The 23,135-nt window shown below is 29.8% G+C and carries 21 protein-coding genes and 1 riboswitch; of the genes, 16 read left to right on the forward strand and 5 right to left on the reverse strand.

The window, feature by feature from the left end; genetic code table 11:
- Window positions 1–131: 131 nt before the first annotated feature.
- The 3 genes from OIF33_RS16055 to OIF33_RS16065 are packed head-to-tail and all read right to left on the reverse strand — an operon-like array spanning window position 132 to window position 2,774.
- Window positions 132–923, reverse strand: coding sequence for an ABC transporter permease (locus tag OIF33_RS16055; RefSeq protein ID WP_322505247.1), 792 nt, complete (start codon window positions 921–923; stop codon window positions 132–134).
- A gap of 4 nt (window positions 924–927) precedes the next feature.
- Complete coding sequence (locus OIF33_RS16060) at window positions 928–1,746, reverse strand: ABC transporter permease (RefSeq protein ID WP_322505248.1); 819 nt, start codon at window positions 1,744–1,746, stop codon at window positions 928–930.
- A gap of 2 nt (window positions 1,747–1,748) precedes the next feature.
- The gene (locus OIF33_RS16065; protein ID WP_322505249.1) at window positions 1,749–2,774 is read right to left on the reverse strand and encodes an ABC transporter ATP-binding protein; all 1,026 of its coding nucleotides are present in this window, start codon (window positions 2,772–2,774) and stop codon (window positions 1,749–1,751) included.
- A 298-nt stretch (window positions 2,775–3,072) separates the two neighbouring features.
- Here OIF33_RS16065 and OIF33_RS16070 point away from each other — a divergent pair, with 298 nt between their 5' ends.
- The 8 genes from OIF33_RS16070 (at window position 3,073) to OIF33_RS16105 (ending at window position 10,420) form a co-directional block, all read left to right on the forward strand.
- A complete protein-coding gene (locus OIF33_RS16070) occupies window positions 3,073–3,453 on the forward strand; it encodes an SHOCT domain-containing protein (RefSeq protein WP_322505250.1) in 381 nt (126 codons plus the stop codon).
- A 252-nt stretch (window positions 3,454–3,705) separates the two neighbouring features.
- Entirely contained in the window at window positions 3,706–4,371 is a 666-nt protein-coding gene (locus OIF33_RS16075) for an N-acetylmannosamine-6-phosphate 2-epimerase (RefSeq protein ID WP_322505251.1), read from the forward strand.
- A 36-nt stretch (window positions 4,372–4,407) separates the two neighbouring features.
- Window positions 4,408–5,274 (forward strand): N-acetylneuraminate lyase, encoded by an 867-nt coding sequence (locus OIF33_RS16080; protein ID WP_322505252.1) that lies wholly within the window; start codon window positions 4,408–4,410, stop codon window positions 5,272–5,274.
- A 67-nt stretch (window positions 5,275–5,341) separates the two neighbouring features.
- Window positions 5,342–6,859, forward strand: a complete 1,518-nt coding sequence (locus OIF33_RS16085) for a sodium:solute symporter (RefSeq protein WP_322505253.1) — start codon at window positions 5,342–5,344, stop codon at window positions 6,857–6,859.
- A 144-nt stretch (window positions 6,860–7,003) separates the two neighbouring features.
- Complete coding sequence (locus OIF33_RS16090) at window positions 7,004–7,801, forward strand: sialate O-acetylesterase (protein WP_322505254.1); 798 nt, start codon at window positions 7,004–7,006, stop codon at window positions 7,799–7,801.
- 93 nt (window positions 7,802–7,894) lie between these two features.
- The gene (locus OIF33_RS16095; protein WP_322505255.1) at window positions 7,895–8,347 is read left to right on the forward strand and encodes a YhcH/YjgK/YiaL family protein; all 453 of its coding nucleotides are present in this window, start codon (window positions 7,895–7,897) and stop codon (window positions 8,345–8,347) included.
- A gap of 172 nt (window positions 8,348–8,519) precedes the next feature.
- The gene (locus tag OIF33_RS16100) at window positions 8,520–9,404 is read left to right on the forward strand and encodes an ROK family protein (protein WP_322505256.1); all 885 of its coding nucleotides are present in this window, start codon (window positions 8,520–8,522) and stop codon (window positions 9,402–9,404) included.
- Window positions 9,405–9,568: 164 nt separating this feature from the next.
- The gene (locus OIF33_RS16105) at window positions 9,569–10,420 is read left to right on the forward strand and encodes a MurR/RpiR family transcriptional regulator (protein WP_322505257.1); all 852 of its coding nucleotides are present in this window, start codon (window positions 9,569–9,571) and stop codon (window positions 10,418–10,420) included.
- A gap of 85 nt (window positions 10,421–10,505) precedes the next feature.
- Here the strand turns inward: OIF33_RS16105 and OIF33_RS16110 are convergent, their stop codons facing one another.
- The gene (locus OIF33_RS16110; protein WP_322505258.1) at window positions 10,506–10,895 is read right to left on the reverse strand and encodes a hypothetical protein; all 390 of its coding nucleotides are present in this window, start codon (window positions 10,893–10,895) and stop codon (window positions 10,506–10,508) included.
- A gap of 271 nt (window positions 10,896–11,166) precedes the next feature.
- Here OIF33_RS16110 and OIF33_RS16115 point away from each other — a divergent pair, with 271 nt between their 5' ends.
- The 7 genes from OIF33_RS16115 to OIF33_RS16145 all read left to right on the forward strand — a co-directional run bounded on the left by OIF33_RS16115 (window position 11,167) and on the right by OIF33_RS16145 (window position 20,565).
- Entirely contained in the window at window positions 11,167–11,616 is a 450-nt protein-coding gene (locus OIF33_RS16115) for a LytTR family DNA-binding domain-containing protein (RefSeq protein WP_322505259.1), read from the forward strand.
- A gap of 1 nt (window position 11,617) precedes the next feature.
- A complete protein-coding gene (locus tag OIF33_RS16120; RefSeq protein WP_322505260.1) occupies window positions 11,618–12,034 on the forward strand; it encodes a DUF3021 family protein in 417 nt (138 codons plus the stop codon).
- Between the two features lie 219 nt (window positions 12,035–12,253).
- Window positions 12,254–17,137: a hyaluronoglucosaminidase gene (nagH, locus tag OIF33_RS16125; RefSeq protein ID WP_322505261.1), complete on the forward strand. Its 4,884-nt coding sequence runs from the start codon at window positions 12,254–12,256 to the stop codon at window positions 17,135–17,137.
- Window positions 17,138–17,395: 258 nt separating this feature from the next.
- Window positions 17,396–17,598, forward strand: a riboswitch (cobalamin riboswitch).
- Window positions 17,599–17,884: 286 nt separating this feature from the next.
- Window positions 17,885–18,628 carry an energy-coupling factor ABC transporter permease gene (locus tag OIF33_RS16130; RefSeq protein ID WP_322505262.1) on the forward strand — a complete coding sequence of 248 codons (744 nt, stop codon included), beginning with the start codon at window positions 17,885–17,887 and terminating at the stop codon, window positions 18,626–18,628.
- Window positions 18,628–18,936, forward strand: a complete 309-nt coding sequence (locus OIF33_RS16135) for an energy-coupling factor ABC transporter substrate-binding protein (protein WP_322505263.1) — start codon at window positions 18,628–18,630, stop codon at window positions 18,934–18,936. Before OIF33_RS16130 ends, OIF33_RS16135 begins: the two co-directional genes overlap by 1 nt.
- On the forward strand, window positions 18,923–19,693 hold the full coding sequence (gene cbiQ / locus OIF33_RS16140) for a cobalt ECF transporter T component CbiQ (protein ID WP_322505264.1): 771 nt from the start codon (window positions 18,923–18,925) through the stop codon (window positions 19,691–19,693). Before OIF33_RS16135 ends, cbiQ begins: the two co-directional genes overlap by 14 nt.
- A 14-nt stretch (window positions 19,694–19,707) precedes the next feature.
- Window positions 19,708–20,565: an ATP-binding cassette domain-containing protein gene (locus OIF33_RS16145; protein ID WP_322505265.1), complete on the forward strand. Its 858-nt coding sequence runs from the start codon at window positions 19,708–19,710 to the stop codon at window positions 20,563–20,565.
- A gap of 215 nt (window positions 20,566–20,780) precedes the next feature.
- Here OIF33_RS16145 and OIF33_RS16150 read toward each other — a convergent pair whose 3' ends face one another.
- On the reverse strand, window positions 20,781–21,050 hold the full coding sequence (locus tag OIF33_RS16150) for a SemiSWEET transporter (protein ID WP_322505266.1): 270 nt from the start codon (window positions 21,048–21,050) through the stop codon (window positions 20,781–20,783).
- A 330-nt stretch (window positions 21,051–21,380) separates the two neighbouring features.
- Here OIF33_RS16150 and OIF33_RS16155 point away from each other — a divergent pair, with 330 nt between their 5' ends.
- Window positions 21,381–22,964 carry an alpha-glucoside-specific PTS transporter subunit IIBC gene (locus OIF33_RS16155; protein WP_322505267.1) on the forward strand — a complete coding sequence of 528 codons (1,584 nt, stop codon included), beginning with the start codon at window positions 21,381–21,383 and terminating at the stop codon, window positions 22,962–22,964.
- Window positions 22,965–23,135 lie beyond the last annotated feature (171 nt).

The raw sequence follows: 23,135 nt of genomic DNA on the forward strand, positions 1-23,135 counted from the left end.
TAGCTTGTAAAGATAAGGGTCTTAGAGTTGCTAACTATTAGAGAATGTAATATTAACTGCTAATTAAGATGTTCTTATGGTTCACTATAAGAACAAACATTTGATAAAAATACATTCTATTTATTATAAGTTTAGTTTCCGGCACTTTCATAAGAGGAAACCCCTTTAAGCCATATCATATAAGCTACAAGAATAGTAGCAACACCTACTACTAAGGTTAATATAACTCCCATAAAAAAGCCTTCCTTTCCAAGAAGATAGGTTCCGGGATAATATCCTGTAAAAGCAAATGGTATTAAAAAAGTTAATAAAAACTTTATTGCACTTGGATAAATATTTATAGGATATTTAGCAAAATCACTTAATCCATAAGCAATTTGAACATGTCTAAAGCTTGTTTTAGTCCAAAAGGATATTGATGTTGCAGCAAGTTTTACTCCTGTGTATATGAAAGTACCTCCTATAACAGCAATTATGAATCCTATAATCCAAAGAGGGGTAACTTTTACTCCAAGTTTTATTCCTGAATAAATAACAAGTATAATTCCAACTATAAGTTCTCCAAAGCCGTCAGGTTGAAACCTTTCTGCTATTACTTGAAATAATGGATTTAAAGGTCTTAATAGATATCTGTCAAACTCTCCATGAACTATACTTTTCCAACAAAAAATCCAAAGATAGTCAGTAAATATGTGGTCAATTCCTCTTGGAATTTGGGAAAAGCCATATATGAATATTATTTCGTAAAAACTCCATCCAGCTAGAGTAGGGATGTTGCTGAATATAAGAGAAATAAATATTAAGGAAGTAGCTTGTACTAACAAAAATCCAAAGATTCCATAAATAAAGTCTTCTTTATATTCCATTAAGGTTTTTAAGTATTGCTTTAAAAATTGTATATAAATTTTATAATATCTTTTCATGCTCTTAACCCCCTTGAATAGTTAATTTATCAATTATTCTATTCCACATAACCTTAGATAAGCCCATAAGTATAATAACCCAAAGAAGTTGTAATCCAAGTGATTTAGCTATTTCAATAGAGCTTAATTTATTAAGATAAATCATAGCAGGAGTATATATTATTGAGCTAAATGGTAAAAAGTTAAATAGCTTTTGTACTATTTCAGGGAAGAATGTAAGTGGAATCATAGCTCCTGAAACAAGCATTATAATAGCACGAGCAATTTGAGATATTCCCCATATGTTGTAAAATTTAAAAGCTAATAATCCAAACATATAAGAATAATAAATATTGATTAAAAAACCTAAAATAATACTAATCAAAAATATTAAAAGTGAAATTAGGTTAATATTTATTCCATTATATAATGCATAAATACTAACTAAAATTGCACCAGGTAAAAACAAGGTCAAAAAGGAAAATATGAAGTTTCCTATTCCAATAAAAATTATTCTTAGTCTATAATTTATGGGCTTAATTAGATTCATAGCAATAGAACCATCTCTAACCTCAAAGGATATATCACGGCTTACATCAGTACTGGTAACGATTCCGATTAAAAGCGTAATCATAATATAAGTAAGCATTTCCTTTAGAGTGAAACCTTTCATAACTCCTTCTTGTGAACTGCTATAAATAGCTATCCAAAGAAAATAAGTAACACTTATCATAATTAATTGACCTATTAATCCCATGAATAGGTTGGCTTTGTAAGCTGAGAGTTTTTTAAAGTCACCTTTAGCAAAGGAACTATAAACTCGTATTGTTTTAAAGAAATCCATAGTTACACCTCATTTCTATAGATTTTCTTGATTATATCTTCAATGCTACTTTCTCTTAATAAGAAGTCTAAAACATCAACCTTTTCCATAACCTTTGAAAGGATTTTAGATGAGCTTATTTTGTTTTTATTGAAGTTTATAATAAGCATACCATTTTCAATATATTCATTTAAATCTTCATCTTTCAAATTTCGTAGAGTTTCATTATTATCTGAGGTAAATAAATCTTTTAGATTTAAAGTGTTTTTAAAATCATTTTTGCTTTGGATTTCTAATGTAGTCATATAGCCATATTTCTTTTTAATGTCATCTAAACTACCATCATATATTTTGGTTCCTTTGTCTATAATGATTATTCTTTTACAAAGTTCCTCAATATCGCTTAAGTCATGAGTTGTAAGTATAATGGTTGTCCCGAATTCTTTGTTTATCTCTTTTATGGCTGTCCTAACCTTTTCCTTTACAACTACATCTAATCCAATAGTTGGCTCATCTAGATATAATATTTTAGGACTATGTATTAATGAGGCAGCTAAATCTCCTCTCATTCTTTGTCCTAGGGAAAGGGTTCTAACAGGTCGAGTCATAAACTCATCTAAATCTAGAGTTTCATTTAAGAATTTCATGTTTTTTTCGAACACTTCATCTGGAATAGAGTATATATCCTTTAAGATAGTAAAGGTCTCCGATAGAGCTAAATCCCACCAAAGTTGAGTTCTTTGTCCAAAAACAACTCCAATATCTTTAGCATTCTTTTCTCTTTCTTTGTAAGGAATTCTTCCATTAACTAAGACTTCTCCAGAAGAAGGGGTTAGTATCCCTGTCATCATCTTAATTGTAGTAGATTTACCAGCACCATTTGAGCCAATGTAACCAACAATTTCTCCACTTCCTATTTCAAATGAAACATTGGAAACTGCAGTTTTTAAATCGAACTCATTTGAAAACAATGACTTAAAAGCACCTTTAAGACCACTTTCTTTCTTTTGAATCTTAAATTCCTTTGTTAAGTTTTCAACTTTTATCATAAAATCACCTCCTAAAAATTTCTCAATAATATCCCTTAGCATATTGGTTAAAATAATAATTTTTGAATACGATTAACCCATGATGCCTATTATATTTTAGTTCTTTTCAAGTAAAATTACAAATGAAATTTAATTAGTTTTAGAAAATAAAAATATCTTATTAAAATGAATATTTAAAACATTATTGTATATGTAGATTAAGTGCATAACAATTTGAATTAAATGGCATAATCAAAGTGATTTGAGATTAAATTTATAGTAAATATTTAAGATATATTTAGGTTCTATAGGAGGATTTATGAAGAAAAAGATTAGAGTAAAACCTAGTAAAAGTCAGTCTGTACTTGGATTAATAGTTGGTTTAATATTTGTGTTTATAGGTATTACCACTATATCTCAAATGGGAGCTTTTGGTATAGTATGGACTGTTATTGCAATAGTAATAACTGTTACTCATGGAATGAATGTATTTAGTGACAAAGGAGTAGCAACAGAGGTTATTGAGTTTAACTCAGAAAATGATTTAGACAGTATTAATGGCTTTAAAGCGGAAAAAATCGAAGAAAAATATAACTTTGATGAAAAGCTTAGAAAATTAAAAAAGCTAAGAGATGATGGAGTGTTAAGTGAGTTAGAGTATCAAATAAAAAAGCAAGAGATATTAGAAGAAAAGTGGTAAATTCCATTCAAAGTTAGGAACTAAGCGAAAGTTTAGTTCTTTTTATTTTGAAATTAATTTTCAAAAATAAATTAAAGGGTATAAAAATGAAAAAAATATGAATTAGAATGGCTAAAAATAAGGGTTTTCCACAAGAAAAGAAAAATAAACAACCATAAAATAGAAAAATATTTTCAAAAAGTATTGAATTTTTATTAGAAAAGGATTACAATAAAAACATAAAGAAAATAATTTTCAGAAAAAGGTGATAGAATGTTAGATGGGGTAAAAGGGAATTTAATAGTTTCTTGCCAAGCTTTAGCAGATGAACCTTTGCATAGTTCTTTTATTATGGGAAGAATGGCAATCGCGGCTAAGGAAGGTGGAGCAGTAGCAATAAGGTCACAAGGTGTTAGTGATATCAATGAAATAAAAGAGGTTACAAAGCTTCCTATCATTGGAATAATAAAGAGAAATTACGATGATTCAGAAATTTATATAACGCCAACTAGAAAAGAAGTGGACGAGCTTCTAGAAACAGGTTGTGAAATGATAGCATTAGATGCTACAAAGAGAAGAAGACCTAATAACGAAAATGTAAAGGATTTAGTTGATGCTATCCATGCAAAAGGAAAGTTGGCTATGGCTGATGTATCAACTTTAGAAGAAGGTATTGAGGCAGAAAAGATAGGATTTGATTGTATATCAACAACACTTTCAGGATATACACCATATTCTAAGCAAAGCAACAGTGTTGACTTTGAACTTTTAGAAGAGTTAGTAAAAACGGTAAAAATCCCAGTTATTTGCGAGGGAAGGATAAACACTCCAGAAGAACTAAAGAAGGCATTTGATTTAGGTGCATATTCAGCGGTGGTTGGAGGAGCAATAACAAGACCACAACAAATAACTAAGAGATTTACTGATATTTTAAAATAAATTAAATATTTAAAGGATTTTGGGAGGAGAAGAACAATGAAAGGTATTTATTCAGCATTATTAGTTTCATTTGATAAGGATGGAAACATCAATGAAAAGGGATTAAGAGAAATAATTAGACACAATATTGATGTATGTAAAGTAGATGGTCTTTATGTAGGAGGAAGTACTGGAGAGAACTTCATGCTTGCAACTGATGAAAAGAAAAGAATATTTGAAATTGCTATGGATGAAGCAAAAGGACAAGTTAAATTAATAGCTCAAGTTGGATCAGTTAATTTAAAAGAAGCTGTAGAGTTAGCTAAGTTTACTACAGATTTAGGATATGATGCAATATCAGCAGTTACACCATTCTACTATAAATTCGATTTTAATGAAATAAAACACTATTATGAAACAATAATAAATTCTGTTGATAATAAACTTATAATTTATTCAATTCCATTCTTAACAGGAGTAAATATGTCAATAGATCAATTTGCTGAGCTTTTTGAAAACGATAAGATTATAGGAGTTAAGTTCACAGCAGCAGACTTCTACTTATTAGAACGTATGAGAAAAGCATTCCCAGACAAATTAATCTTTGCTGGATTTGATGAAATGATGTTACCAGCTACAGTACTTGGAGTTGATGGAGCTATAGGATCAACATTCAACGTAAATGGTGTTAGAGCAAGACAAATATTTGAGGCTGCTCAAAAGGGTGATATTCAAACAGCTTTAGAAGTTCAACATGTAACTAATGATTTAATAACTGATATCTTAAACAATGGTCTTTACCAAACAATTAAGTTAATGCTTCAAGAACAAGGTGTTGACGCTGGATATTGTAGACAACCTATGAAAGAAGCTACTGAAGAAATGATTCAAAAAGCTAAAGAAATTAATAAAAAATATTTTTAAGGATATTAAATGTAGACTAACTTTTTAAAGTTAGTCTACACAAAAAAATTAGAAGGGGAGAATTGGTATGCAAGGATTTACGAAATTTGATTTGGTTGTTCTAGTTCTTTACTTAGGAGCTGTGCTTTACGCAGGATTAAAGTTTTCTAAGAAAGAAATGAAAGGAAAAGAGTTCTTCAGAGGTGACGGAACTATTCCTTGGTGGGTTACTTCAGTTTCTATATTTGCAACTTTATTAAGTCCAATTTCATTCTTATCATTAGCTGGTAACTCTTACAAAGGAACTTGGATAATGTGGTTTGCTCAACTTGGTATGTTCATAGCAGTACCTCTTACAATAAGATATTTCTTACCAGTTTATAGTAGACTAGATATAGATACAGCTTATGAATATCTAGAAATAAGATATAAAGATAAAGGACTTAGAATTCTTGGAGCTATAATGTTCATCATTTATCAAATAGGACGTATGGCAATCATAATGTATTTACCATCAATGGTATTAGCAAATCTTACAGGCATAAATGTTTATTTACTTATCGTAGCAATGGGCGTAATAGCAATAATTTATTCATATACAGGTGGATTAAAGTCAGTATTATGGACAGACTTTATTCAAGGATGTGTACTTATAGCAGGTATTATTTTCTCATTAATATTCTTAATTTCAACAATAAATGGTGGATTTGGAGCTATCATGGGTGAGTTAACTGAGGGCGGAAAATTCCTAGCTTCAACAGAGCCGATATTTAATGCGAATATATTTAAGACAAGTGTATTCTTATTAATAGTTGGAGGAGGATTAAATACTTTCTCATCATATATTTCAAGTCAGGATATAGTGCAAAGGTTTACTACAACTACAGATATAAAACAATTAAAGAAAATGACTTATGGTAACTTAGTTTTATCATTATTTGTAGCAACTATATTCTATTTAATAGGAACAGCTTTATATGTTTTCTATAATCAAAATCCACAATTATTACAAACTGCTCAACAAGACCAAATTTTTGCATCATATATAGCATTCCAATTACCAGTAGGTATAACAGGTATAGTTCTTGCAGCTATATATGCAGCAGCACAATCAACACTTTCAACTGGATTAAACTCAGTTGCAACAAGCTGGACTTTAGATATTCAAAACTTTATAACAAAAGATATGTCAATGGAAAAACAAACAAAAGTTGCTCAATATATATCTTTAGGAGTTGGTATAGCTTCAATCGTAATGGCTGTAATACTTGCAAATGGTGGAGTAAACTCAGCTTATGAGTGGTTTAATGGATTTATGGGACTTGTTCTTGGAGTTTTAGCTGGAATATTCGTATTAGGAATATTCTTCAAGAAGGCTACAAAAGCAGGTGCATATGCTGGTTTTATAGCATCAGCAATAGCTGTTGTAGTATGTAAATACGGCGGATTCGACGTAAGCATATGGTCATATTCAATCATATCAATAGGTGTTTCAGTTATAGTTGGAATGATAGTTTCAATGATGACTCAATCACAATTAGTTGATCAAAAGACTATAGATGAAGCAACAATATACTATGATAAAAATGAAGTTGCAAATGGATAGTGTAAAATAAAGAATATGAATGGTTAATTAAGGTAAGTGTTGACTTTAAAATGTTTTTATAAACTATTTAAAGTTCAGCACTACTTTAAAATTATATGTTTTTATAAACTATGCATTAATAAGGTTAAAAGGAGCGAGTTTAAAATGAATAAGCCTTTAATTGATGTGTTTTTATTAATAGGACAAAGCAATGCTCTCGGAATTGGAAATACAGAATATGCAGTAACTCCAAATAGTAAATGTTTTGAATACATTGAACTAGATGAAATTATACCTATGAGAAAATTTTTAGAAGTATCTAGAGGAAATGGAACTATAGCACAAAGTTTCTCAGTAAAGTGGAATGAATTAACTAATAGATATGTGTGTTTTATACACAGTGCAGTAGATGGATCTATGATAAAAAACTGGGGGCATGACAGATATAATTATTTAGAAAATACTTTGAAGAAATATAAAAGAGGTATTGAAAAAATAAGTAAAATATATTCAATAAATAGTCAAAATGCTATTTGGATTCAAGGGGAAAGTGATGCTAAGTACGGAACAGACCCCGTATATTATAGAGAAAAGTTAAAACAGTTAGTAAATGATTTAAAGAATATAGGAGTTGAAAATGTGTTTTTGAGTCTTACGGGTTACTGGGATGGTGTAGATGATAAGAGGGTTCACAATATTGCAAGTACACAAATAATCACATCTGAAGAATGTGAAAACTTAATTGTAGCTTCAAATCTAGGATTATCATTTAGAGAAAGAGAACTTTTAATTGATGAAGTGCATTATTCACAGGACGCTTTAAATGAATTAGGAGAAGATTTAGCTAATAATATTTATAAGTTTTATTTTAAAAAAGAAACTCCTAAATTAAAATATGAAATAGATTTAGAAGACAATAAAAAATATGTAAGCAAATTAATTGATTTATATGAAAATTTATAATATGAATTTAGAAATATTAAATATAGTTTTTTATTTAAGTATGGTATGATTTGAAAGTTATATTTATAAAAGATTAATTTAGAGGTGAATGAAATGATATTCGGCAATTTAATAAATTTAGAAAGTTATGATTATCTACCAAAGCTTGTTAAAGAAGCTTTATTACATGCGAAAAATAATAATGTAATAGAATTTGATCCAGGTACTCATGAAATAAAAGGTGAAGAGCTGTTCTTTAATAGAGTTAATTACACTACAAAAAATAAAGAGGATCGTTTTTGGGAAGGTCATAAAAAATATATAGATGTTCATGTGGTTTTCAGTGGAAAGGAAAGAATAAATCTTAACTTTAAAGAAAATTTAGAGTTTAAAGAGTTTGTTGAAAAGGATGATTTCTTATCCTTTGAAGGGGATGCAGATGCATCAGTTATTTTAGAAGAGGGAGATTTCCTTATTTGTTATCCAGAGGATATACACATGACTTGCTTAAAGGCTGATAATGAGCCTTCAGATGTTAAAAAGGCTATTTATAAAGTAATTTTATAGTATGTTTATTTTATGAGGTTGTATCGAAACTTAAAATAATAAATCTTATAAGTCTTAATAAAAAAGTTATTATAGAAAGAGATTTATAAGTTTTATTTTAAGTTAATCTTGATGCAACCTTGTTGTTTATAATAATTTCTAGAAGGTATAAATTTTTGTAGAGGTGATAAGTATGAAGTTATTTGTAGCTATAGATATAGGTGGAACTAGCATAAAGTATGGAATTATAAATGAAGAAGGAACATTATTAGAAACAAATAGTAGAGATACAGAAGCGTATAAAGGAGGATTAAGTATAATAGATAAGGTTAAGGACATAGTTAAAAGCCTTCAAATCAATAATGATTTAAAAGGAATATGTATTTCAACCGCAGGGATGGTATGTCCAAAGGAAGGAAAGATTGTTTATGCTGGTCCAACAATACCTAATTATACTGGAGTTGAGATTAAGAGGATTCTAGAAGAGGAATTTAACTTACCTTGCTCAGTAGAAAATGATGTAAACTGTGCAGCATTAGGAGAATTCTTTGGTGGAGCGGCTAAAGGTACTAATTCAATGGCTTGTTTAACAATAGGAACTGGAATTGGAGGAGCTTTAATCATAGATGGAAAAATACTTCATGGATTTAGTAATTCTGCTGGGGAAATAGGTTATATGATGGTTAATGGAGATCATATCCAAAATATCGCATCAGCAAGCGCTTTGGTTAAGAATGTAGCTTTGAGAAAGGAGATTGATGTTAGTAGTATAGATGGAAGATATGTATTAGATAGCTATGGAAATGGAGATTTAATATGTAAGGAGGAGGTTGAGAAATTAGCTGATAATCTAGCTTTAGGAATTTCAAATATTGTTTATTTAATAAATCCTGAGGTTGTTGTTTTAGGTGGAGGAATAATGGCTAGAGAAGAAATTTTCAGACCATTAATTGAGAATAGTTTAAGAAAGTATTTAATAGAATCAGTTTATAAGAATACTAATATAGCTTTTGCACAACTTAAAAATACCGCTGGAATGAAAGGAGCTTTTTATAATTTTAAATCAAAATTTAATTAAATAGGCTTTCTTTGTAATTTTATTGGTAGGAATGATATACTTAAAATATAAGATATTAGCTCTGTTTTAAGTTAGTGATGATTTTTAGATAGCTCTTAACAACTAGCTAAAATCAACATTAGTTTAAAACATAGCCAAAATATTAAAGTATTAAGAGGTATTTTATGGGGATATTAGAACAATTAGAAAATCCAAAATTTAAAGCAACTAAATCCGAAAAGACATTAATTGAATATATAGAATCAGACTTAGATAATATTATATATAAATCAATATCCGTAATAGCAAAAGAGTCTGGAGTTGGAGAGGCTACCATAACAAGATTTACAAAAAAGCTTGGATTTAATGGTTTCCAAGATTTTAAGGTTACTTTAGCTAAGGAACTTTCAAATAAGAAGAACACAAGTATTATAAACTTACATGTTCACAGAGATGAAGGGGTAACAGAGACCGCCAATAAAATGTTAAAGTCATCTATAAATATATTAGAACAAACTGTTAAACATATAGATGTAGACTTAATGTGCAAGTGTAGAAATATAATAATGAATGCTAAAAGAGTTTACTTTATAGGAATCGGATATTCAGGTATAGCAGCTATGGATATAAACTATAAGTTTATGAGAATAGGTTTTACTACAGTACCTATAACCGATAGTCATACAATGGTTATTATGTCACCTATAATGAATAATGATGATGTAATAGTTGCCATATCAAACTCAGGTACAACTAAAGAGGTAATAAAAACAGTTAAGCAGGCTAAAGAGAATGGAGTTAACATAATAACATTAACTGAAGATAGTGATAATCCATTAAGAAAATTAGCTGATTATGAACTTACATATACATCAGCTGAAACAATTTTTGAAACTGGATCTATTTCTTCAAAAATACCTCAAATATTTTTACTAGATTTATTGTACACAGAGGTAATTAAAGAGATGTTTAGCGAAGCTGTTGAAAAGAAAATTAAGACTACTAGTGCTATTGAGGGATTAAACGTTTATAGTTAGATAAAATAAATGAGAAGTATATTTAAATTAATAGTTAAAGAAAATTGGTTAACAAAAAAGAGTTAGGTAAATTGCCTAACTCTTTTTACTTTGTTCTTTTTGAAAATGCTATATCAAAGCATGTTATTCCAAAAGCAAAAGCAAGTGATGAAGGTAATATTTTGCTAAGTCTTAAATCAGGTAATGGTAGAATAAAATTACCTATTAATCCAAGCATCATAATACATATAAAGAATATTACAAATTTAAACCCTTCTTTTTTTACTTCTTCGAAAGTAAATTGCTTTACTGTAAATAACACTCTTATTAATATATAAAAAGGAATTAGTATTGCAAGTATAGCATAAGCAGTAACAAATGTAAGAGCACTTCTACTTGGAACATCTTTATATATTATGAATAGTGTAACCATAGTCATTAAAACAAATAAGAAGTAAACCAAAGCATCTAAAGTACGGATGTTTCTTTTTTTCACTACAATCCCCCCTAAAATCTTACTATAATATTGATTATACACAAAATTTTAACAATTAAATAGAGGAAGAGAGTGACATCGTAGTTACAAAGACCTTAAATTTCCTATAAATATTTCTAAAGAAAAAGAAAAGATTCTTTAGAAATATTTAAGTTATGCATATATGCCACTTAGACATGAAAAGTAACCACATAGTCAAAATCTGTTTAAGGGAATATTGGAAGACTATATACTGTTAGTAGAAAAGAAAAATAAAAGGGGCTGAGAAGTAATGAAGATAAGCTTAGACATAGATAGTAAATTAAAAGAGATATTTGTAACAATAAGAGCACCTAAGCTTGATAGAAAGGTTTCTGAAGTTATGAACATTTTAGAAGAAGATAAATTAGAGAAGATAACAGCTTATAATAATTCAAAGATATATCTTATTGACATAAAGGATGTTTATTGTTTTTATACAGAATCAAGAAAGGTCTTATTACTTACAGAAAAGGAATCCTTTTTTGTTAAACATACACTTTTAGAATTGGAAGAAAGATTAAAAGGAACATCAATGATAAGAGCGTCTAAAGGAGTAATTATAAATATGGATAAGGTATTAAATTTTGAACAGATGTTCAATGGAAATTTAGTCGTTAATTTTAATAATGGAAAAAAAGAATATGTCTCTAGAAGATATTTAAAAAATATAAAAAATTATTTAAATATAGGAGGAAAGTAGTATGAAGAATTTTATATGTCAATTTATAAAGAGATTTTTTGTTGGAGCAGCCTTTGGAGTTTTAGTAAACCAAATCATATTTCTCATAATTTTAAAGCATATAGGAACTATTAGTGTTGATTTCGATATTCTATTTAAACAATTTTTAGCTTCATGCCTAGCAGGAGGAGTTCCAGTTGGATTATCTGCAATTTATGTTTTAGATAATCTTAGTATGCTTGGGAAAATATCAATACATTTTATTATAGGAATAGTAGTATATTTATTTGTTGGTTCTTATGCTGGATGGTTTTCAATAAACTTAGGTACAGTGATAATGAGTATAGTTATATTTATTGCCATTTGGAGTATCTTTTATTTTATTGAAAAAAAAAAGATAGAGAAAATAAATAAAGCTTTAAGTAAGAAAAATAAATAGATTTATATTTTAAATTAAGTGAAAACAAACTTAATTTAAATTGGGTTGTATTATTGAGTTTTGATACAGCCCTATTTTTTTGTAAATAAATCAGTAATAGACATAAGAAGTAAATAAAATACATGTACTCTTTTAGTGAAATCAATTACAATATGAGTATAAAATGGGAAATTATGAAACAAAATGATTAATTTGTAATAAGTATAAGGGGGAAGATTTATGAAGAAAAGCATTCGAAAAATTGTTGCATCTACAGCTTTAGCTGCTATGACAATTAGTGTTTTACCATCTAACTTAGTAGTTTTTGCAACGGATGGTACAAGCAAAAATTTTTATGAAATTTATCCAAAGCCGCAAGAAATTAATTATAGTGGGGGAGAATTTCAATTAAGTGATGAAGTAAATATCGTATATGATGAAGGAATTGATATTTACACTAAAAATCGTGTTAATGAGGTTTTAGAATCTAGCAATTTAGAAGCTACTATTTCAGGTGAAATAGTACCAGGAAAGACAAACTTATTAGTAGGTATTAATGAATCTGGAGGATTTGTTGATAATTATTTTAACGAGAATGTGCCTCATGAAGAAAGCTTTTTTGATGAGAAAATGGATTCACATATAGTAAGTGTTGATGATGGAGTAATTAGTGTAATTGGGGAAGATCCAGACAGTGCTTTCTATGGAGTTACTACTTTAAAACACGTATTTAATCAAATAGAAGACGATAAAATGATTCAAAATTTCAGAGCAGATGACTATGCAGAAGTTGCTCATAGAGGTTTTATAGAAGGTTATTATGGAAACCCTTGGTCAAATGAGGATAGAGCAGAGCTTATGAAGTTTGGAGGAGATTATAAGTTAAACCAATATGTGTTTGCTCCTAAAGATGATCCTTATCATAACAGTAAATGGAGAGAATTATATCCAGAAGAAAAGTTATCAGAAATTAAAAAGTTAGCTCAGGTTGGTAATGAAACTAAAAATAGATATGTATATGCTTTACACCCATTTATGAGTAATCCAGTTAGATTTGATACAGAGGAAAACTATCAAACTGACTTAGGAGTAATAAAGGAAAAATTTACTCAGCTTTTAGAAAACGATGTTAGACAATTTGCTATATTGGCTGATGATGCTGCAGCACCAGCTCAAGGAGCTAGTATGTATGTTAAACTTCTTACGGATTTAACAAGATGGTTAGAAGAGCAACAGGCTGATTATCCAGATTTAAAAACTGATTTAATGTTCTGTCCTTCAGATTATTATGGTAATGGAAGTTCAACTCAATTAAAGGAATTAAATAAGGCTGAAGATAATGTAAGTATTGTTATGACTGGAGGTAAAATTTGGGGAGAAGTAGATGAGAACTTTGCAAATAACTTCATGAATAACATAGCTACAGAGGGGAACCCTGGAAGAGCACCTTTCTTCTGGATTAACTGGCCTTGTTCAGATAACTCAAAGCAACACTTAATAATGGGAGGAAATGATACATTCTTACACCCAGGCGTTGACCCAAGTAAGATTGATGGTATAGTTTTAAATCCAATGCAACAGGCAGAGGCTAATAAATCAGCTTTATTTGCAGTAGCAGATTATGCTTGGAATATATGGGACAATAAAGATGAGGCAGATCAAAATTGGCATGATTCATTTAAGTATATGGACCATGGAACTGCTGAGGAGACAAACTCTTCACTGGCTTTAAGAGAAATTAGTAAGCACATGATAAATCAAAATATGGATGGAAGAGTTAAGCCACTACAAGAGTCTGTTGAGTTAGCACCTAAACTAGAGGCATTCAAAGAAAAATATGATAGTGGATTAAGTATTAAAGAAGAGGCATTAGATTTAATAGAAGAGTTTACAAACCTTCAAAAGGCTGCAGATTACTATAAGAATAATCCGGGTAATGAGAGAACAAGAGATCAAATAATACATTGGTTAAATTGTTGGGAAGATACTATGGATGCAGCTATTGGATATTTAAAATCAGCAATTGCAGTAGAAGATGGTGATGATGAGGCTGCTTGGGTTAATTATTCAGAAGCTCAGACTGCCTTTGAAAAATCAAAAACATATGGGTTCCATTATGTAGACCATACTGAATATGCAGAGGTTGGAGTTCAACATATTGTTCCATTTATAAAGCATATGGGACAGAACCTATCAGCTGTTATAGGCTCAATTGTTGATCCAAATAAGATAATAGCAACTTATATAAGTAATAGACAGGATGCACCAGCAGGAAATCCAGATAATATTTTTGATAATAATGCTAGTACAGAAATAGTATATAAGAATCCGAACAGAGTAGATGTTGGAACTTATGTAGGGGTTAAGTATAGTAATCCTATAACTTTAAATAATGTTGAGTTCTTAATGGGAGCTAATTCAAACCCAAATGATACAATGCAAAAAGCTAAAATTCAATACACTATTGATGGAAAAGAGTGGATTGATTTAGAAGAGGGTGTTGAATATACAATGCCTAAAGCTGTAAAGGTAGAAAACCTAGACTTAAAAGTTAGAGGAGTTCGTTTAATAGCTACAGAGGCAAGAAGTAATACTTGGTTAGGTATTAGAGATATTAACGTAAATAAAAAAGAAGATTCAGACTCAGGTGTAGAGTTTAATCCAAGTCTCATAAGAAGTGAATCTTGGAAAGTCTATGAGGGAAATGAATCAAGTCTTTTAGATGGTGATGATAATACTGGTGTTTGGTATAAAACAGCTAATGGAGATACATCTTTAGCAGGAGAGTTTATAGGTCTAGATTTAGGAAAAGAACTTAAGCTTGATGGAATCAGATTCGTAATAGGAAAAAATGGTGGAGGAAGTGCCGATAAGTGGAATAAGTTTAAACTTGAATATTCACTAGACAATGAAAATTGGACAACTATTAAGGAGTATAATAAGACTGGTGCTCCAGCTGGTAAGGATGTCATAGAAGAATCCTTTGAAGCTCCTATTTCAGCTAGATATGTAAGACTTACTAATATGGAAAACATCAATAAGTGGCTTACTTTCTCAGAGTTCGGAATAAAGAGTGAAGAATTAGAAAGTACAGGAAACAGAGAGAATGTTTATACCAATACAGAGCTAGATTTATTATCTTTAGCTAAGGAAGATGTAACTAAGTTAATGCCAGTAGATAATATAAGCTTAAATTCAGGGGAATATATTGGTGTTAAATTAGATCGTATTAAGGATTTAAGTAATATTAACCTTGAGGTTTCAAATGATACAGGCTTAAAACTTCAAAGCTCTATGAATGGTGTTGAATGGACAGAGATAACAGATACTAACACTTTAGAGGATGGAAGATATGTAAGATTAATAAATACAGGAAATGAAACTGCTAGCTTTAATTTAACTAAATTTGAGGTTAATTCAACTGAGGTTTATGAGCCATCATTAGTTGAGGCTTATGTTGGTGATACTGGAGCTAAAAAAGCTGTAGATGGAGACTTGAAAACTAGCGTTAAGTTTAATGGAGCTCCTAAATTTGGCGATACTATAGTTTATGATTTAGGACAAGAAATCCAAGTAGACAATTTAAAATATGTTGTATTAGATACTGAAGTTGACCACGTAAGAGATGGTAAAATTCAATTATCTTTAGACGGTGAAACTTGGACAGATGCTATTACTATTGGGGATGGAATAGAAAATGGTGTAGATGACATATATGCTAAACCATTAGAAAATGGTTATAAGCATGGAAATCAATCTGGTGGAATTATTCCAATAGATAGTGCATATGTTGAAGGATCTAATTTAAATCAAAAAGCTAGATATGTAAGAATATTATTTACTGCTCCATACAAACATCGTTGGACTGTTATAAACGAGCTTATGATAAATAATGGGGAGTATATTCCTACAGTAAATGACCCAACTTATGTTTCAAATCCAATTGAAGAAAGAGGATTTACTCCAAATAATTTAAGAGATGGAGATTTAACTAGCTCATATAAACCTAATACTAATAATGGAGAGATAACTGAAGGTAGCATAACTTATCGTCTATCAGAAAAAACTGATGTTAGAAAGGTTACTATAGTTCAAGATGGAAGCTCAATTTCAAATGCTAAGGTTATGGCTAGAGTTGGTGATGGAAGCGAATCTGTAACTGATGAGTGGGTTCAATTAGGCACATTAGGTAATAGCTTAAATGAATTTATAAATCGTGATTATAGTAACATTTATGAAATAAAGATTGAGTGGACAGATGTGGCACCAAATATTTATGAAATAATAACTTTAAATCAAGAGTTTGAATTCCCAGTTAATGATGCATTAAAAGTGAAGTATGATGAGCTTATTGATTTAAGTGGAGATGAATATACTTTAAGCAGTTATGAAGCCTTAAAAGAAGCTTTAGACAATGCAAAAGTTATTTTAGATAATTCTAATTCTTCTCAAAAGAAAATAGATAAGGCTTTAGATAATTTAAATAAGGCAGAAGAAGGGTTAGTTCTTAGAGCAACTGATTTTGAAGCCTTTGATGAAGTATTAGCTTTAGGAAATTCTTTAGTAGAAGATGAGTATACAGCAGAGTCTTGGGCTGTATTCAGTGAAAAACTAGCCCTTGCTAATGAAGCTAATGAAAATAGAGCAGATTATACTCAAGAGCAAATAAATCAAATAGTATCTGATTTAGATGCTTCAATAAAAGCTTTAGTTAAAGAGACTCCAGAAGTTGATAAAGCAGATTTAGAAGCTTTAATTAACCAAGGTAAAGCTTTAGTAGAAGAGGCTGTAGAAGGTTTTGAAGTTGGTGAATATCATAAAGGGGCTAAAGATACTTTAGTAAGTGAAATAAATAAGGCTGAAGAGATATTCAATAATGAAGAAGTCACTCAAGAAGAAATCAATTCAGCTAAAGAAGCTTTAAATAATGCAATAGAAAGATTCAACTCTTTAATAATTGAGGAAAGTACAGGAGACTTCAATAGTAATGGAAAGATTGACATAGGTGACTTAGCAATAGTTTCTAAAAACTATGGAAGTGAGAATGCTTCTTTTGATTTAAACAAAGATGGAGTCGTTGATGAATATGAAATAAGCTTCATAAATCATAGAATATTAAATTAAGGTAATTTATTAGAATAAAATTAAATTTTTAAGTTTAAGGGACTATGAAGATATATTAAACTAATTTTGTAATATTAATCATTAAAAAGATTAATATTGAGATTAGAGTAATGTATCGTCAAAGATAGTCCCTTTTTATTTTTATATCCTTTTTATATTAAGTTAAAAAGCTTATTGTTTAGCTTTAATAATGATTTATTAAATATAGTTTAATTGTAAATCAATTCTAGATAATATATAATGTTAATAGAATGTAAAATTAAATATTTAAAAATAGGTTAAATAGTTATTTAAGTAAATTTATTTATTAAAAGGGAAGTTGGGTTTGAATCCCACGCGGTCCCGCCGCTGTAATAGAGGAGCTTTTTGTATTGTAAGCCACTGAAACATAAGATTTTGGGAAGGTTACAAAAGGTGCTGATACTTGAGCCAGAAGACCTGCCTGTTTTTAAAACATCAGATCCTACGGGAAATAGGAGGTGTTGTGCTTTGGTAAGTTATATTTTTTTAGAATTTTTATAACCTCTTGACTCAATGTCTAGAGGTTTTTATTTTTAGGATTAAAGTTAGCTTAGAGTCAACCTAAATTTAAGCAAAATGCATTTGATTTTAATTTGGACAATCTCAGAGGGAAAATAGGAAAGACTAACAGATTTAAAAGAGACTTTAAGACCTAAGAAATAAAGAAAATCTATTTTATGAAGTGGATATACAAAATAAAAATATAATTTAAGGAGTAGAATTATTATGTCAAAAAAGAATCAAGTATTTATAGGATTTTTGTTAATGTTCTTATTAATACCAAAAAGTGTTTCAGCTATGCATATTATGGAGGGATTTTTGCAACCCAAATGGTGTATAGCATGGGGTGTTATAACAATACCTTTTGTGGTTTTAGGTGTATTTTCTATTAAGAAAAAAGTAGGGAATAATCCAAGATTAAAAATACTATTAGCTATGGCAGGAGCTTATGCCTTTGTTCTTTCAGCTTTGAAACTTCCATCAGTTACTGGTAGTTGTTCACACCCTACGGGGGTTGGTCTTGCGGCAATATTATTCGGACCTACAGCAGCATCAGTCTTAGGACTTATTGTTCTTTTATTCCAAGCTTTACTTTTAGCACATGGGGGACTTACAACTCTTGGAGCTAATACTTTTTCAATGGCTGTTGTTGGACCTTTAGTATCATATGGACTTTATAAATTAGTAAAAAAACTTAATGGACCAACATGGTTAGGAGTATTTTTGGCAGCTGCCCTTGGTGACTTAGCAACATACATGGTAACTTCAATTCAATTAGGACTAGCTTTCCCAGCAGAAGTTGGTGGAATTATGGCATCGGTTATGAAATTCATGGGTATATTTGCTATTACTCAAATTCCTTTAGCTATAAGTGAGGGAATATTAACAGTTATAATATTTAATACTATAGAAAATTATGCAAAAGATGATTTAATGGAACTTAACATTCTTTCAGAGGAGGTAAAATAATGAAAAATAAGAGAGCATTAACTAATGTGATATTAATTTTATTAGTTGTATTTATTACAATCATACCTTTCTTTGTGGCTAAGAATGGTGAGTTCGGTGGATCTGATGATCAAGCAGAAGAAGCAATAACACAAATAGATGAAAATTACGAGCCTTGGTTCTCACCAATATTTGAACCTGCAAGTGGAGAGATAGAAAGTCTATTATTTGCTCTTCAAGCAGCTATAGGTGCAGGAGTAATTGGGTTTGGACTAGGATATCTAAAGGGGAAAAAGAAAGTGAATGAAGAAGTAAATGATAAATATTGATAAATATGCTTATTCATCAAAACTAAAAAATATCAATCCTGCAGAAAAGATATTTTTTGCTCTAATTACTTTATGTGTTTGCTTATGGGCAAATAATTTTATTGTTTCTATGCTTGTAATAGGTCTTATGACTTTTTTAATAACTAAATTAGGAAAGACCAAAATAAATGTTTTTATTAAGTTAATGATGATACCAATAGCTTTTTTAATAATTAGCATTCTAACAATAGTTATAAATTATTCTATGAATAAGGAAAATCTTTTAATATCCTTTAGGTTCTTTAATGGATGGATCGGAGTTTCTAAAGAGGGGATTTTTCAAGGTGTTAATATGTTCCTAAAAGTAATGGGATCTTTAAGTTGCTTATATTTTATATCTTTAACTACACCAATGATAGATGTGATATCAGTATTATCAAAGCTTAAAATACCAAGCTTTTTAATAGAATTAATAAGCTTAGTATATAGGTTTATATTTATAATCTTAGAAACTTCAGAAATGATGTTTATATCTCAAAAATCTAGGTTAGGGTATAGAGACATAAGGACATCATATAAATCTTTAGGAGCTCTTGCATCAACACTGTTTATACGCTCATTTAAGAGAGCTAATGATTTATATACTGCATTAGAATCTAGAGGATATAATGGAGAGCTTAAGGTATTAGAAGAAGAAGTTCAAAGAAGAAACTATATTTATATTTTAGCTATAATTATTAATATGATTTTTATAGGAATAACTATATTTACAAAGTAGAGTAGGAGGATTTTATGGAAGACTATATATTAAAAGTAGAGGATCTTAATTATAATTATTCAGATGGAACTCATGCTCTAAAGGGTATAGATATGAATATAAAAAGAGGGGAAGTAACGGCTATATTAGGAGGAAATGGTGTAGGAAAATCAACATTATTCCAAAATCTTAATGGTATATTAAAGCCTTCTTCAGGAAGGATACTTTTTGAGAATAAACCTATTGATTATTCTAGGAAGGGAATCATGAAGCTTAGAGAATCTATAGGAATTGTTTTTCAGGACCCTGATAATCAGCTTTTTTCAGCTAGTGTGTATCAGGATGTTTCTTTCGGAGCTGTTAATATGAAGCTTCCAACTGAAGCGGTAAGAGAAAGAGTTAATAAGGCATTAAAAAGAACAGGAATAGAGCATTTAAAGGAGAAACCAACTCACTGTTTAAGCTTTGGGCAAAAGAAAAGAGTAGCAATTGCAGGAGTACTAGTTATGGAACCTAAGGTTTTAATACTAGATGAACCAACAGCTGGTTTGGATCCAATGGGTGTTTCAGAGATAATGAAGTTATTAATTGAAATGCAAAAGGAACTTGGCATAACCATAATAATAGCAACTCATGATATAGATATTGTTCCATTATACTGTGATAATGTCTTTGTAATGAAAGAGGGAAAAGTGATATTAAAGGGAAGTCCTAAGGAAGTGTTTGATCAAAAAGATACTATAAGAAAAGTAAATTTAAGATTACCGCGTATCGGACATCTCATGGAGATATTGAAAGAAAAAGATGGCTTTGTATTTGACGAATTATCATTAACTATCGGACAGGCTAGAAAGACAATAAACTCTTGGAAATTTAAATTATTTAAAGATTAGAGCAAAATTAAATATGGGAAATTAACTTAAAAAGGTTTGTATTAAAGTAAGATTTCAAAATAATCATACTTTATACAAACCTTTTATATTAATATTTAAATTGGTATAAATATTAATGTATTCTGAGCGCGTTTTAAGTGGTTAAAGAATTAATTAAAAAACTGGGTAAGTTAAATATTATATTAAAAATGCTATTTTAAACTTATTACAGTAAATTAATTGACTATATTTTCTTTAGTAACACCATCTTTATATTTAATCTTAAAGAATAATATTATTACGGCAAATATAAAAGTACAAGAATTAGCTAATATAACAGCTAAATCATTTATTATAAAGCCATGTATAATCCAAAGAAAAACACCTATTGTGAACATTGAATACATTATAAGAGATATACCTGAGGTATCTTTAGTTTTTATTACCTTTATTGCTTGAGGAATAAAGGATGCTGTTGTTAAAATTGCAGCTAATGAACCTATCATAAAATTTTCTCCTTACCTTTTAAAATTACACCATATAGTAATAATCTATAGATAAGAGCTAGTTTCGTCAATATAATATAGCTGTGAAATTTCACGGCTTTTGGGAAAAAGTTACATGATGATGAAACTAGGAACAGAGTGAGTGAATATTATTGTAAATGTTATCATTGATTGCTATTATTTAATTAACAAATCGTACAAGAAAAGTTCATTTCAATAAATAAATTATGAACTGTACTTGGACTTATAAATATAACTTAAGTATTATGGGTTTCTTAGAATATTTAAGTTAAGGGTAATAATAGGATTTATAAAATGAGGTGGTAAAGGATGATGCAAAAAATTCAACGTTTTGGAGCTGCAATGTTTACACCAGTTTTACTATTTGCTTTTGCAGGTATAACAGTAGGACTATGTATTCTATTCAAAAATCCGGACATAGTAGGACCAATTGCAAACCAAGGTACTTTATGGTATCAAATTTGGACACTTATTGAAGAAGGTGGATGGACAGTATTTAGACAACTTCCATTACTATTCGTTGTTGGTTTACCAATAGCATTAGCTAAAAAGGCTCAAGCAAGAGCATGTATGGAAGCTTTAGTTACATATTTAACTTTTAACTACTTTGTTAATTCAATGCTAACTCAATGGGGTGGATTCTTCGGAGTTGACTTCTCACAAGAGGTTGGTGGAGTAAGTGGATTAACAACCATAGCTGGTATTAAAACATTTGATACTGGTATGATAGGAGCAATCCTAATAGCTGGTATAGCTGTTTGGCTACATAATCGTTTCTTTGATACAGAATTACCAGAGTACTTAGGAATATTCAGAGGATCATCTTTCGTAGTTATGATAGGATTCTTCGTAATGATTCCAACAGCATTTATTATTTGTTTAGTATGGCCAGCAGTTCAAAATGGAATTAATTCATTACAAGGGTTCCTAGCTTCATCAGGAATAGTAGGAGTTTGGATATACACATTCCTAGAACGTATATTAATACCAACAGGATTACATCATTTTATATATGGACCATTTATATTTGGACCAGCCGTTGTAGAAGGTGGAATAGCCACTTATTGGCCTCAACATTTAGCTCAATATGCTATGTCATCTCAAAGTTTAACAGAATTATTCCCAGCTGGTGGATTTGCTTTACATGGTCATTCTAAAATATTTGGTTCTGTAGGTATAGCCTTAGCATTATATGTAACAGCTAAGCCTAATAAAAAGAAAATCGTTGCAGGTTTATTAATACCAGCCACATTAACAGCCATATTAGCTGGTATCACAGAGCCACTAGAGTTTACTTTCTTATTCGTTGCACCAATATTATTCGTTATTCACTCAATATTAGCAGCTACTTTAGCAGCTACAGAATATGCTTTTGGAGTATCAGGTAACTTTGGTGGAGGAATAATTGAATGGGCAGCTCAAAACTGGATACCTCTAGCTCATAACCATTGGCAAACATATTTAATTCAAATAGCTATAGGCTTAAGTTTCACAGCAATATACTTCTTTGTATTTAAATTCTTCATACTTAAATTAAATCTTAAGACTCCAGGTAGAGAAGATGATGATGAAGAAACTAAATTATACACTAAGGCTGATTACAAGGCTAAAAAAGGCGAAGAATCAGGAAATGAAAACAAATCAGGAAAAAGTAAAACAGCTCAAAAAGCTGAAGCGATTTTAGAAGCTTTAGGAGGAAAAGATAACATAGTAGATGTTACAAACTGTGCAACTCGTTTACGTTTAAGTGTAAAAGATGAAAGTAAATTAGCCTCAGATGCAGCATTTAAAGCTGCTGGGGCTCTTGGAGTTGTTAGAAATGGAAAGGCTATTCAAGTAATAATAGGATTATCTGTTTCTCAAGTAAGAGAAGAGTTTGAACAACTTCTATAACACAAGCATACAATTAACTCAAATACCTAAAAACATCATGGGGAGAAGGTTCCCATGGTGTTTTTTTATTAAATAATAATTAAGATGGCCATGCAGTTCTATCTAAAAATTAATACTGATTTAAAATATGGTATTATTAAAAAATCAACAGGTATTTAAAAGAATTTTATA

The organism is Clostridium sp. LIBA-8841, from assembly GCF_034439435.1.
In the GTDB taxonomy this organism is placed as follows: Bacteria; Bacillota; Clostridia; order Clostridiales; family Clostridiaceae; genus Sarcina.